We start from the raw sequence: 11,796 nt of genomic DNA on the forward strand, positions 1-11,796 counted from the left end.
GGTGCTAGAAGCGGCAAAGGGGTACACCGGCTACCGTTCGTACGAATATCTGGAGGCGGGTCCCGATTACCGGGTCTTCGACCTCGCACCCGAGCTCGGCCGCGTCCCGGCCTACCAGGGGCTGGAGCTGAGCGCGGAACAGGAGACACGCGTACGCCGCCTGCTGACCGACAGCCTCGTCGTCTCCCTGCACGACCACCCCTCGGTCTTCCCCGAGGACATCGGCCAGACCGTCGACTACAACCGGACGGCGCGCCACCACACCGGATACAAGGGTCTGGCCCACTCCGGCATTACGGTCGTGTTCGACAACCTCATGGACGGCACCTGCTGCATCACCAGCCAGGCCGGCTGGAAGTGGACCGACGTGGTGGCGGACATCGGCATGCGCCTGTCCGACCTCGCCCACCAGGACTACCTCCTCAAGGTCGAGCGCCTGGCCCACGTGCGCGAGGCGCACGAGAGCGGCCGGATGGGCCTGGTGCTCGCCCTGGAGGCGGCGACCATGATCGAGAACGAGGTGGACCGGATCGACATGCTGTACGGCTTCGGCGTACGGCAGATGGGCATCGCCTACAGCGAGGCCAACACCCTGGGCAGCGGCCTGAAGGAACGCCGTGACGGCGGCCTGACCACCTTCGGCGAGCGGGCCGTGCGCCGCATGAACAAGCTCGGCATCGCCATCGACGTCTCCCACTCCGGCGACCAGACCTCACTCGACACCATCAGCCACTCCACCAAGCCGATCCTGATCACCCACGCCGGCGCCCGCTCCGTCTGGCCGACCAACCGGATGAAGCCGGACTCGGTCATCAAGGCGGCGGCCGAGCGCGGCGGCGTCATCGGCCTGGAGGCGGCCCCCCACACCACGCTCTCGCCCGACCACCCCAGGCACTCGCTGGAGTCGGTCATGGACCACTTCACCTACTGCGTGGACCTGGTCGGCATCGACCACGTGGCCTTCGGCCCCGACACCCTCTTCGGCGACCACGTCGGGCTGCACGACGCCTTCGCCCAGCACCTGTCGATCAACGAGGCGCACGCGGGCACGACCTACCCCAAGGTCGAGTACGTCGACGGCCTGGAGAACCCGACCGAGTGCTTCTGGAACATCATCGGCTGGCTGGTCACCCACGGTTACTCCGACGAGGAGATCACCAAGGTGGTCGGCGGGAACGTCATGCGCGTCCTCGAGGAGGTCTGGATCTGATGCGACGTGGATTCCTCCTGGCGGCCGCGGCCGCGATCGCCCTGCTCACCGCGTGCAGCACCCCCAGCGTGCCCGGCTCCACCGGCCAGGGCGGATCCCAGGCGCCGGCGACGGGTGACCGCCTGACCATCGGCACCACCGCCGACGTGGTCAACTACAACCCGCTGGTCGGCAACAGCCGTACCGACTCGTGGGTGACGAACCTGATGTACCCGCACCTGACGCAGATGGACGAGGCGGGCAAGCGCATCCCGTACCTGGCCACCGAGTGGTCCTACTCCGAGGACGGCAAGACCGCCACGGTCAGGCTGCGCGACGACATGAAGTGGTCGGACGGCAAGCCGGTCACCGCCGACGACGTGGTGTTCGCCGTGACGGCCGTGCAGAAGGAGAAGTTCGGCGTGGTCGCCGGGCTCATCACCGCCATGGAGAAGGCGGAGGCGGTCTCCCCGACCGAGGTCAGGTTCACGCTCAGCCGGCCGGACGGCACCTTCCTGGACAACGTCGGCTTCTGGCTGCCGATCGTGCCCAAGCACGTCTTCGAGAAGGCGCCCAGCGTGCAGAAGTTCGCCAACGACGCCAACTGGGTGAGCGCGGGGCCGTACAAGCTGACCAAGGTCGAGCGCGGGCAGCGCTACATCATGGAGCGCGTGGCGCCCTTCGGGCCGGGACAGCCGACCGTGAAGGAGATCGTCTTCCGGGTCTTCCCCGACGTCAACACCGAGGTGCTGGCGCTGCGCAACGGCGAGATCGACCTGATCGGCAACGTGCTGCCGCCCTCGACGGCCGCCGACCTGAAGAACGACCCGAAGCTCAGGCTGGTGCAGGTGCCCTCGCTCGGCTGGGCGCACCTGCAGTACAACACCAAGCGCAAGCCCATGGACGACGTACGCGTCCGTCAGGCGCTGGCCCACGCCGTGGACTACGAGGCGATCAGGAAGATCGCCCTCAAGGGCTACGCCAAGTCGGCCAACTCCAGCGTGCTCACCCCCTCCCAGCCCGACTACGCCGACCCGAGCGTGACGGAGTACGCCTTCGACCCGGCCAAGTCCAAGCAGCTCCTGCAGGAGGCCGGAGTCACGAACCTGAGCCTGAGCATGATCTACGACCAGGCCGACCCGAACATCGCCCGCTGGGCGCCCATGGTCAGGGACGCGGCCAAGCAGGCCGGGATCGAGATCAAGCTGCAGGGCCTGGAGCGCAACACCTACCTGGACAAGACCCTCAAGCGCGACTTCGACATCTACGCCGGCTCCTGGGCGATCATGGACAACCCTCCCGCCAACCTCGGCCTGGCCTTCAAGACCGGCGGGTTCATCAACTACGCCCAGGTCAGCGACCCCAAGCTGGACAAGCTGATCGATGAGGGCCAGCGCGCGCTGACCCGGCAGGAGGCCAAGGCGCCCATCCAGGAGGCCGCGAAGATCATCCACGACCAGGTCTACGACAACGTCCTGTACGTGGAGACCTTCAACATCGCCCATTCGATCAAGTGGACCGGGTTCAAGCCGATGCCCAGCGAGCTGCTGTCCATCGTCAACCCGCTCTCGCTGGCCGCAGTGAAGCCGGCGAGCTGATCCCGATGCGGTTCGTCGTCACCCGGCTGCTGCGCGGCCTGCTCACCCTGTGGTTCGCGGTCACCGTGACCTTCTTCCTGGTGCGCCTGCTGCCCGGCGATCCCGTGCTGGCCGTGGCCGACCCGAACATGACCGAGGAACTGCGCGCCAAGCTGCTGGCCGACTTCGGCCTGGACCAGCCGCTCGGTGTGCAGTACCTCAACTATCTGGCCCAGCTCGTCCAGGGCAACCTCGGGATGTCCTTCAGGCAGTCGATCCCGGTCACCACGGTGCTCATGGACCGGCTGCCGTGGACGCTGATCCTCACCGGCTCGGCGATGCTGGTGACGATCGTGCTCGGCATCCCGCTGGGCGTGCTGGCCGCCACCCGGGCCAAGGGCTGGGTGGACCGCGTGATCCAGCTGACCGGCATCACCGCCCAGTCGTTGTTCGTGCCGAGCGTCGGCATCTTCCTCATGTACGTCATGGGCGTCACGCTCGGCTGGTTCCCGATCGGCGGCGCCGTCGACCTCGACGCCACCGGCCCGGCCGCCTGGCTCAGCATGCTGCACCATCTGGTACTGCCCTGCCTGTCGCTGGTCCTGATCCAGCTCGGCGGCTACGTGCTGACCATGCGCTCGACGCTCATCGAGGCGCTCGGCGAGGACTACGTCGCGCTGGCCAAGGCCAAGGGGGTCAGACCGCGCGCGGTGGTGTGGAAGCACGCCCTGCGCAACGCGCTGCTGCCGACCACCACCATCGCCGGCCTCCAGCTCGGCACGCTCGTCGGCGGCGCCGTGCTGACCGAGACGATCTACGCCTATCCCGGCATCGGCCGGGCCATCTACGAGGCGGTCGGCCAGCTCGACTTCCCCGTCCTCCAGGGCGCGTTCGTGCTGCTGGCGGCGGCCGTGGTGGCCGCGAACCTGCTGACCGACGTGGCCTACGGAATCCTCGACCCCCGGGTGCGCACCTCATGACGGCCGTCGTCACCGACCTCACTCCCCGCCGGCGGACCTGGACCGCCTTCCGGAGCAACCCGCTCGGCCTGGCCAGCGCCGCGATCCTGCTCGCGCTGGCGGTCATCGCGCTGTGCGCGCCGCTCATCGCGCCCTTCCCCGAGGGGTACGGCGAGGACACCTTCCAGCCGCCCTCCGCCGAGCACTGGTTCGGCACCGACGACATCGGCCAGGACGTCTTCGCCCAGGTCATCTGGGGCACCAGGGTGAGCATGGCGGTCGGCCTCAGCGCCTCCGTGCTCGCCATCGTGATCGGCCTGGTGGTCGGCATCTGCGCCGCCTACTTCCGCCGCCTCGACACCCCGCTCGGCGTGCTGGTCGACCTGTCGTTGTCGCTGCCCGTGCTGCCGCTGATGATCCTGGTGGCGGCGCTGGCCGGGCCCAGCGTGCGGACGCTGGTCGTGGTGATCGCGCTGTTCAGCTGGCCCGAGGTGGCCCGCGTGGTGCGCTCGTCGGCGATGGCGATCGTGCCCATGCCGTTCGTCTCGGCGGCGAAGGTGATCGGCGGGTCGGCGTTCTGGATCGTGCGCAAGCACCTGGTGCCCGGGGTCGTCCCCGTGGTCGGCGTCTCCGTGGTGCTGACCACCTCGCGGGCGGTGCTCGCCGAGGCCGGGCTCTCCTTCCTCGGTCTGGGCGACCCGAACAGCTGGTCCTGGGGAACCATTCTGCACAAGGCGCAGCAGTCGGGCGCGCTGGCCTCCGCGTGGTGGACCACGCTCTTCCCCTCTCTCGCCATCCTCCTGCTCGTCCTGTCGACCACGCTGCTGTCGGTGGCCTACAACGACGCGCGTAACCACCGGAGCGCCTCATGAGCTTCTCCCAGCGCCTGCCCGTCTCCTTCTACGACACGGCGCGCGAGCGGGTCAGGACCGCCATGTACGACCTGGGCCTGGACGCCCTGCTGCTCGACGACCCGCTCGACGTCGCCTACCTGACCGGGTTCACGCACTTCCCGAACGAGCGGCCCGTCGCCTGCTGGCTGCCGCTCGACGGCCCCGCGGTGCTGCTGGTGCCCGACCTGGAGCGCGAGTACGCCGCCGACCAGGGAGCACAGGCCGAGATCGCGGTCTACCCGGAGTTTCCCGGCGTGCGCTCGCCGTTCGAGGTGCTGGCCGCCCAGGTGCCCGCGCCCGGTGCGGCCGCGTACGCGTCCTCCACGAGCGTCGGCCGCGCCGACGCGCTCGCGCGGGCCTTCCCCGGCACCCGCTGGCGGCCGGCCGACGTGCTCGGCCCGGTACGGCAGCGCAAGCTGCCCGAGGAGGTCGTCCTGCACGAGGAGGCCGCCAGGATCGCCGACGCGATGATCGCGGCGGGCGTGGAGCTGGTGCGCGACGCCCTGGCCGCCGGCGGCGAGCTGCCCGCGGAGACCGAACTGGCCGCCCACGTCATCGGGTACGGCTCCCGCCTCATGTACGCCGAGCACACCGACGTCGTCGTCGTGCCCATGCTCACCGGCGGCCTCGTCTACGGCGGCCCCAACTCCGCCCAGCCCCACCGCCTGCCCGGCGGCGAGCGGCTGCGCCGCGGTGAGACCTTCATGCTCTCGCTCGGCTGCGCCGTCGGCGGCCGGTTCGTCGAGAGCGAGCGCACCTTCGTGATCGGCGAGCCCACCGCCGAGCAGATCCTCTACTACGAGACCGTCCGCGAGGCCCAGGAGGTCGGCACCCAGGCGCTGCTCGCGGGCGGCACCTGCGCGCAGGCCAACGGGCGCTGCCTGTCGGTGATCCGGGACGCCGGGCTGGGCGACCACCTCAGGCACCGCCAGGGCCACGGCATCGGCCTCGGCTTCCACGAGCCGCCCTGGCTGGAGGACGGCGACCCGACCGTGCTGGCCCCCGGCATGATCCTGTCCAGCGAGCCCGGGATCTACGTGCCGGGGCACGCCGGGTACCGCATCTCGGACACCGTGCTGGTCACCGAGGGGGCGCCGCGCCGCCTCACCTCGTACCCGCGCGAGCTGTCCGACGTCGTCATCTGAAGGAGTCACGTGTTCGTCGAGATCAACGGAAACCCGCTCAACGTCGAGGTGCTCGGGGACGGGGAGCACACGATCATCGCGCATCACGGCGCGCCGGGACTCGGCTCGCTGGCCGAGCCGCGCTCCAGCTTCGGCCGGCTGGCCGACACCTACCGGGTCGTGGTCTTCGACGCCCGCGGCTCGGGGGCCAGCGGCGAGGCCGGGCCGTACACGCATGAGCAGTGGGTCGCCGACGTCGAGGCGCTGCGCGCGTGGGCGGGCGCCGAGCGGATCGTGATCGCGGGCGGCTCCTACGGCGGGTTCATCGCGATGGAGTACGCGGCCAGGCACCCCTCGCGCGTCAGCGCCATGGTGCTGCGCGACACCTCGGCCGACAACGCCAACCAGGAGCTCGCCACCCGCAACGCCGCCGCCTCCGCGCGCGTCAGCATCGACCGGGCCAAACTCGACCGGATCATGGCGGGCACCGTGCGCGACGACGCCGACCTGCGTGAGTGCTGGCTGGAGATCCTGCCACTGTACGACCACGACTACGACCCGGCCGCCGTGCGCGCGCGGGCCGAGGCCACGCCGTACCACTACCGCACCCACAACTACGCCTTCGCCCACAACCAGCCGAACTACGACATCAAGCACCTGCTGCCGGGCATCACCGCGCCCGCCCTCGTCACCGTGGGCCGCCATGACTGGATCACCCCCGTCTCGTGCAGCGAGACCATCGCCGCGCTGATACCCGGCGCCGAACTGCGCGTCTTCGAACACTCCGGGCACTCCCCCCAGGTCGAGGAGGCCGAGCTGTGGGAGGCGACCGTCCGCCCGTTCCTGGGCAAGGCGCTCGGCGCCCGGTGAACTCGCCTCAGCCAGAAGGTGCCCGCGGGGCGGTGAACGCGCGATGATGCCTCCGATGAATGATCTCGACGAGCTCGACCGCAGGATCCTCGCGGCACTGCACGTGAACGGCAGAGCCAGCTGGACCGACATCGCGCAGGTGATCGGCACCTCGACCACCACGGTGGCCCGGCGTGCCCAGCAGCTGTTCGCCTCCGGGGCCGTCCGCGTGGCGGTCGTGCCGAACCTGGAGCACGACGGCCCGGTGCACGTCTTCATGGTGCGCGTCAGCTGCGCCCCCGGCAGCCAGCTCCAGGTGGCGGGGCTGCTGGCACGCAACCCCGACATCCGGTTCGTCGCCATCGTCACCGGCGCCCACGACATCGTCTTCGAGCTCGTCGCGCCCAAGGCCCGCGACCTGTACTCCATGCTCGTCGACTACGTCCACCACATCCCGGGCACGCTCAACAGCAGCGCCGACCTGGTCCTGCACACCTACAAGGTGACCTACGACTGGAGCCTGCAACTGCTGGACCAGGCCGACAAGACGCTGGCCGTACCGCCGAAACCGCAGTCGTGCGAGCCCGGCCACCTCGACGAGGTCGACCGCGGCATCCTCGCGGCCACCCGCGTCGACGGCCGCGCCGGCTTCCAGTCGATCGCCGACGGCCTCGGCATCAGCGAGAGCACGGCCAGGCGGCGGCTGGAGGCGATGCTCGAACGGGGCTGCGCGACCGTGGCGACCTTCATCCCGGCGGCCGCGCTGGGATTCGAGGCGGAGATCCTCTTCTGGCTGTCGGTCGAGCCGGCCATGCTGGACAGCGTCGCCGAACGGCTCAACGCCGAGCGCGGAGTCCGGCTCATCACGGCGACGCTGGGGCAGGCGTCGCTGATGTGCGAGGTGATCATGCCGACGACCGCCGACATCCACCACTTCACCTCGCGGACCCTCGCCTCCATCCCCGGCATCCAGTCGTGGACGGCGAACGTGCAGGTGCTGGCGGTCAAGCGCGGCTACCTGATGTGGCCATGGGCAGAGGCCCGCGTCGAGGCGGCCCTCGCCGACACACCCGGCTAGCCGCGTGTGCCTCACCGGCCGACCTGCTCGTATCCCCGCGGCTGCCGTGCGGCCAGGTGAACGAACCCGGCCCGGCGCCCGCCCTTCGCCCTTGGCTGAACGTCATGGACAGGTCCCCGGCAGGCGTTCGTGGGTTCAGGTGGATGCGACGGCTGCTGCCAGGTTTGACAGTTTCGTGCAGTTGTGGACCACGGGCACCACCGCCGGCCGTCGCGCGCCGATCTTGCGGTTCAGTCGTCCCGCGCCGCCGCTCGCTCGATGACCGCCCTCACCACGCCGAAGATCGCTCCCTGCAGCGCTGCGGCCACCAGCACCTCGCCCCAGCCGTAGCGGGTCGAGTCCGCCTCGGGCGGTTCGTCCTTGCCGGAGGCGAGCTTCCACGCATGCTTGAACACCGTGCCGGCGACCAGACCGCCGAGCACACCGCCGGCGATCCGTGCCGGCTTCGCGATGACCTGTTTCATGACGGTCTCGCCTACCCAGCCAGATCAGGCCTAGTCGGCCGGCCGTACCGGATCCCCCGTGACGAAGTGCCAGGCCGACGTCGGTCAGCACCGGGTGCCGGCCGGCGTCGGCCAGGAGGATGCCGGCCGGGTTGACGTCGCGGTGCACGATGCCCGCGGCGTGTGCCGCCTGTGACGCCTCCGGCACCTGAAGCCCGATCCTGGCGTCGACGCCGGGGGTGGTCGATAGGGTGATCCGGTGAGGCTTACGCATTTCGGGCACGCGTGTGTGCGCGTCCAGGACGGCGATCGGGTGCTGGTGATCGATCCGGGCACCTTCTCCGACGCGGAGGCGGCTCTGTCCGGAGCCACGGCCGTCCTCATCTCCCACGAGCACCCCGACCACATCGACGTCGAGGCGCTCAAGGCCGCCCGTGCGGGCAATCCGGCGCTGACCGTGCACACCCATGCGGCGCTGGCCGCCGAGCTCGGCGAGGGATCCGTCGCGGTCGCCGCGGGCGAGAGCTTCACCGCCGCCGGCTTCACCGTGAAGGCCGTGGGCGGCGTGCACGCCGAGGTCATCGACGGACTGCCCGGCTGCCCGAACCTCGGGTACATCGTGGACGGCCTCTACCACCCGGGCGACTCCCTGTTCGTCCCCACGGACGAGGTCGACACCCTGCTGGTCCCGGCGGCCGGCCCCTGGCTGAAGATCGGCGAGGCCATCATTTTCGTCCGTGCCGTACGGCCGGCCCGCGCGTTCCCGATCCACGACATCCAGCTCAGCGAGATCGGCCTGGAGTACTTCGACGGGTGGCTCGAGGAGGAGACCGACTACGCCCACATCTCGGCGGGCGATGCAGTCGATCTCTAGATCGATGCGCTGAACGAGAAGAATCGTTGACGTGCCATCACACGCTTGATATTAATTCACCAACTGATTGGTGAATTAATTGAGGTGGACATGACGGCGACGCGACGAGGCAGGCCGCCCGCCGGTCCGGAACGTTGGAACGCGCTGGTGCAGGCGGCGTATCAATGTCTGGCCGAAGGCGGGTTCGAGCGGTTGCGACTGCGGGACGTGGCCGCCCGGGTGGGCATCGACCACTCCTCGATTCATCACCACTTCCCCACCAAGCAGGATCTGGTGGTGGCGGTCGTGGACCACGCCACCCGGCAGTTCTGGTCGACCACACCGCCGGACGGCGGCCCGGTGGAGCGCCTGCGGCAGCACCTGGCCACGCTCCGCCAGAAGATCATCGACCAGCCCGAGCTCCACATCGTCCTGCGCGAGCTGGATCTGCGGGCCCGGCGCGATCCCCAACTGCAGGAGATCATCGCCGGCCGGGAGGAGGGCTGGCGGAACTCGCTGCGCGCCCTGCTGAGCGATGCCGCCGCTGCCGGAGTGCTGGCCCCGGGCGTCGGCCCGGCGACGGGAGCGGAGTTGGTCATCGCCACCGTCAAGGGGGCGAGCCTTGCGTCCGGCCACGCCGGCGACGTCCTCAACCTTCTCGACCGGCTGCTGATCCGCGCCTGACCCAGCCTGCCCTCTCAGGAGGAACCTCATGTCCGCACATCCGCTCCGCGTCGTCATCGTCGGCGCCGGCATCGGCGGCCTGTGCCTGGCCCAGGGCCTGCACGCCGCCGGGATCGACGTCACGGTCCACGAACGCGACGCCGCGCCCGATGCCCGGTTACAGGGATACCGGCTCAACATCGAACCGGTCGGCAGCCGGGCGCTGCACGACTGCCTTCCCGCGCACCTCTGGCACATCCTGGTGGCCACCGCCGGTGATTCCGGCCCCGGGATGGGGGTGTTCACCGAGCGGATGCGGCTGCTGATGCGCGAGGACGCCCCGCCCGCGGAGCGTGACCCGTCCGACCAGACGCACGCGGTCAGCCGGATCACGTTGCGGCGGCTGCTGCTTGCCGGACTGGACGACATCGTCCACTTCGGCAAGGAGTTCACCGGCTACCGGCACAACGCCGACGGCACCGTCACCGCCCTTTTCGCCGACGACACCACCGCCACCGGTGACCTGCTGGTCGGCGCGGATGGCGCCAACTCGCGCGTACGCCGGCAACTGCTGCCGCACGCGCGGCGCTCCCCCGCACCCGGCGTCGGGATCGGCGGCAAACTCCCGCTCGGTAAAGGCGCGTCGTGGCTGCCCGAGGAGGTGATCAGCGGGAAGAACATGTTCCTGCCGAAACGGGACTTCCTGTTCACGGCGGTGTTCCGCCGCAGGGAGACCGATCGGGCCACGATCGAGCGTATCGGCGACCAGATGCGGGCCATCGGCCTGGACCCGGATCTCCTCGTCCAGAACGCCAAGGACGACGACTACGTCATGTGGGCCTACGTCGCCCATAAGCGCGCACTCCTCGACGCCCCCGCGGCCGGGCGCGGGGGACGGCTGCGCGAGCTCGTCGCCTCTCGCCTGACCGGCTGGCATCCCGGCCTGCGCGAGCTGATCGCCCAGACACCCGCCGGCACCATCGAGCGATTCGACTTCGCCACCGCCGAGCGGGTGAAGCCGTGGCCGACCACGAACGTGACCGTGCTGGGCGATGCCATCCACTCCATGCCACCGGTCGGCGGGCTCGGCGGCAACGCCGCGCTGTACGACGCCAACGCGCTGCGCCGCGCGTTGATCGCGGTCGGCCGGGGTGAGGACGACCTGCTCCCCGCCGTCGCCGGGTACGAGCGCACGATGCTGAGGAACGGCTTCGCCGCCGTGCGAGCCGCGACCATGTACCTGCGCCTGGCCACGCTGCGCAGCCGCGCGGTCCGGGCCATCGCACGGACGTTCTTCCGGCTGTGCGGCGTACTCCCTCCACTGCGCCGAGCGATCTTCTCGGACTGACTCCTCACCAGGTGCGCGGCCGGGCCGGAGATTCCTTGATCAGCCCGCTGAGGCGGTCCCGGCCCCACGAGTTCGCCCGGCCATGAGCCTCCCCTACAGCGTCTGGTCGGAGAATTCTGGAGTACGGGCGAAACACGTCCGCTGAAACAGGTCGGGTACATTCCGTTGCGATCGCCGTTCGTGCTTTTGCAAACCCGCTGAGCGTTGTGATCTTTGTCATGCTCCCGGGCATTCACATCCAGTAAATCTCATCGTTAGATGGACGGGCGATATCCCTTTACTCACTGCCGAGCCAGAAGATTGGAGAATCCATGTTCAACGCTGTTCGCATGGCTGCCGCAGTCGCGGTCAGCGCCGTCGGTCTTATCGCCGCCGGCAGCCCGGTTCAGGCCGGAACCGCGGCCGCGCAGTACGTGGCGACCATCAACACGGGCGGGGAGAGCTTCCGCGTGCGCCTCGTGGAGCCCAACGACGTCGAGGCGGCATACCGCAACCTGTCCGGCCAGGGAAACCGTCAGCACATCAATGGAAAGATCCTGACGGGGACCGATGTCAATGTCGGGTGGAGCTGGCACTTGGATCCCAGCGACGTGGAGTTCGTCGACATATCGATGGAACTTTGCGACGGCAAACCGTCCGATGTGGAAAACGGCACGCTGTCCGGCGACCGCTTCTGTCCCTGGGGCACACAGGTAGTCGACATTCAGCCGCTTTCGCCCGCTAATTGACCACGATTTCGTGCGCCGCTCTCGCATTTAGGCCCTGACGCGGGTGCGGGGACACAAGCGCAGGCCGCTGCCACCGGTGGCGGCCTGCGCGG

General features: G+C 69.6%; 12 protein-coding genes. 11 read left to right on the plus strand and 1 reads right to left on the minus strand.

Going from position 1 to position 11,796, the window contains the following annotated elements:
• Position 1 precedes the first annotated feature (1 nt).
• From ACIBI5_RS38355 to ACIBI5_RS38385, 7 genes are read left to right on the plus strand one after another with little or no spacing between them, the layout of a single operon-like run.
• Positions 2-1,210, plus strand: coding sequence for a dipeptidase (locus ACIBI5_RS38355; protein WP_379615983.1), 1,209 nt, complete (start codon positions 2-4; stop codon positions 1,208-1,210).
• On the plus strand, positions 1,210-2,787 hold the full coding sequence (locus ACIBI5_RS38360) for an ABC transporter substrate-binding protein (protein WP_397254161.1): 1,578 nt from the start codon (positions 1,210-1,212) through the stop codon (positions 2,785-2,787). The genes ACIBI5_RS38355 and ACIBI5_RS38360 overlap by 1 nt, the downstream gene beginning before the upstream one ends.
• 5 nt (positions 2,788-2,792) lie before the next feature.
• Positions 2,793-3,746: an ABC transporter permease gene (locus ACIBI5_RS38365; RefSeq protein WP_397254163.1), complete on the plus strand. Its 954-nt coding sequence runs from the start codon at positions 2,793-2,795 to the stop codon at positions 3,744-3,746.
• Positions 3,743-4,597 carry an ABC transporter permease gene (locus tag ACIBI5_RS38370; RefSeq protein WP_397254165.1) on the plus strand — a complete coding sequence of 285 codons (855 nt, stop codon included), beginning with the start codon at positions 3,743-3,745 and terminating at the stop codon, positions 4,595-4,597. Before ACIBI5_RS38365 ends, ACIBI5_RS38370 begins: the two co-directional genes overlap by 4 nt.
• The gene (locus tag ACIBI5_RS38375) at positions 4,594-5,763 is read left to right on the plus strand and encodes a M24 family metallopeptidase (RefSeq protein WP_397254167.1); all 1,170 of its coding nucleotides are present in this window, start codon (positions 4,594-4,596) and stop codon (positions 5,761-5,763) included. The genes ACIBI5_RS38370 and ACIBI5_RS38375 overlap by 4 nt, the downstream gene beginning before the upstream one ends.
• 9 nt (positions 5,764-5,772) lie before the next feature.
• Positions 5,773-6,612, plus strand: coding sequence for an alpha/beta fold hydrolase (locus tag ACIBI5_RS38380; protein WP_397254169.1), 840 nt, complete (start codon positions 5,773-5,775; stop codon positions 6,610-6,612).
• 55 nt (positions 6,613-6,667) lie between these two features.
• Positions 6,668-7,669 carry an Lrp/AsnC family transcriptional regulator gene (locus ACIBI5_RS38385; RefSeq protein ID WP_397254171.1) on the plus strand — a complete coding sequence of 334 codons (1,002 nt, stop codon included), beginning with the start codon at positions 6,668-6,670 and terminating at the stop codon, positions 7,667-7,669.
• A 230-nt stretch (positions 7,670-7,899) separates the two neighbouring features.
• On the opposite strand, the gene ACIBI5_RS38390 is transcribed toward ACIBI5_RS38385, so the two are convergent.
• A complete protein-coding gene (locus tag ACIBI5_RS38390; protein WP_397254173.1) occupies positions 7,900-8,133 on the minus strand; it encodes a DUF4235 domain-containing protein in 234 nt (77 codons plus the stop codon).
• A 238-nt stretch (positions 8,134-8,371) separates the two neighbouring features.
• Between ACIBI5_RS38390 and ACIBI5_RS38395 the strand changes: the two genes are divergently transcribed.
• The 4 genes from ACIBI5_RS38395 (at position 8,372) to ACIBI5_RS38410 (ending at position 11,704) form a co-directional block, all read left to right on the plus strand.
• Positions 8,372-8,986 carry an MBL fold metallo-hydrolase gene (locus ACIBI5_RS38395; protein ID WP_397254176.1) on the plus strand — a complete coding sequence of 205 codons (615 nt, stop codon included), beginning with the start codon at positions 8,372-8,374 and terminating at the stop codon, positions 8,984-8,986.
• Positions 8,987-9,076: 90 nt separating this feature from the next.
• Positions 9,077-9,649 carry a TetR/AcrR family transcriptional regulator gene (locus ACIBI5_RS38400; protein WP_397254178.1) on the plus strand — a complete coding sequence of 191 codons (573 nt, stop codon included), beginning with the start codon at positions 9,077-9,079 and terminating at the stop codon, positions 9,647-9,649.
• A gap of 28 nt (positions 9,650-9,677) precedes the next feature.
• Complete coding sequence (locus tag ACIBI5_RS38405) at positions 9,678-10,976, plus strand: FAD-dependent oxidoreductase (RefSeq protein WP_397254180.1); 1,299 nt, start codon at positions 9,678-9,680, stop codon at positions 10,974-10,976.
• Between the two features lie 311 nt (positions 10,977-11,287).
• Positions 11,288-11,704 (plus strand): hypothetical protein, encoded by a 417-nt coding sequence (locus ACIBI5_RS38410; protein WP_397254182.1) that lies wholly within the window; start codon positions 11,288-11,290, stop codon positions 11,702-11,704.
• Positions 11,705-11,796: the final 92 nt, after the last annotated feature.

The sequence above is a fragment of the Nonomuraea sp. NPDC050540 genome (assembly GCF_044457485.1).
Taxonomy (GTDB): domain Bacteria; phylum Actinomycetota; class Actinomycetes; order Streptosporangiales; family Streptosporangiaceae; genus Nonomuraea.

Coding starts and splice junctions, on each gene's coding strand:
- ACIBI5_RS38360 (WP_397254161.1), top strand. CDS start 1,210: ATGCGACGTGGATTCCTCCTGGCGGCCGCGGCCGCGATCGCCCTGCTC.
- ACIBI5_RS38365 (WP_397254163.1), top strand. CDS start 2,793: ATGCGGTTCGTCGTCACCCGGCTGCTGCGCGGCCTGCTCACCCTGTGG.
- ACIBI5_RS38370 (WP_397254165.1), top strand. CDS start 3,743: ATGACGGCCGTCGTCACCGACCTCACTCCCCGCCGGCGGACCTGGACC.
- ACIBI5_RS38375 (WP_397254167.1), top strand. CDS start 4,594: ATGAGCTTCTCCCAGCGCCTGCCCGTCTCCTTCTACGACACGGCGCGC.
- ACIBI5_RS38385 (WP_397254171.1), top strand. CDS start 6,668: ATGAATGATCTCGACGAGCTCGACCGCAGGATCCTCGCGGCACTGCAC.
- ACIBI5_RS38390 (WP_397254173.1), bottom strand. CDS start 8,133: ATGAAACAGGTCATCGCGAAGCCGGCACGGATCGCCGGCGGTGTGCTC.
- ACIBI5_RS38400 (WP_397254178.1), top strand. CDS start 9,077: ATGACGGCGACGCGACGAGGCAGGCCGCCCGCCGGTCCGGAACGTTGG.
- ACIBI5_RS38405 (WP_397254180.1), top strand. CDS start 9,678: ATGTCCGCACATCCGCTCCGCGTCGTCATCGTCGGCGCCGGCATCGGC.
- ACIBI5_RS38410 (WP_397254182.1), top strand. CDS start 11,288: ATGTTCAACGCTGTTCGCATGGCTGCCGCAGTCGCGGTCAGCGCCGTC.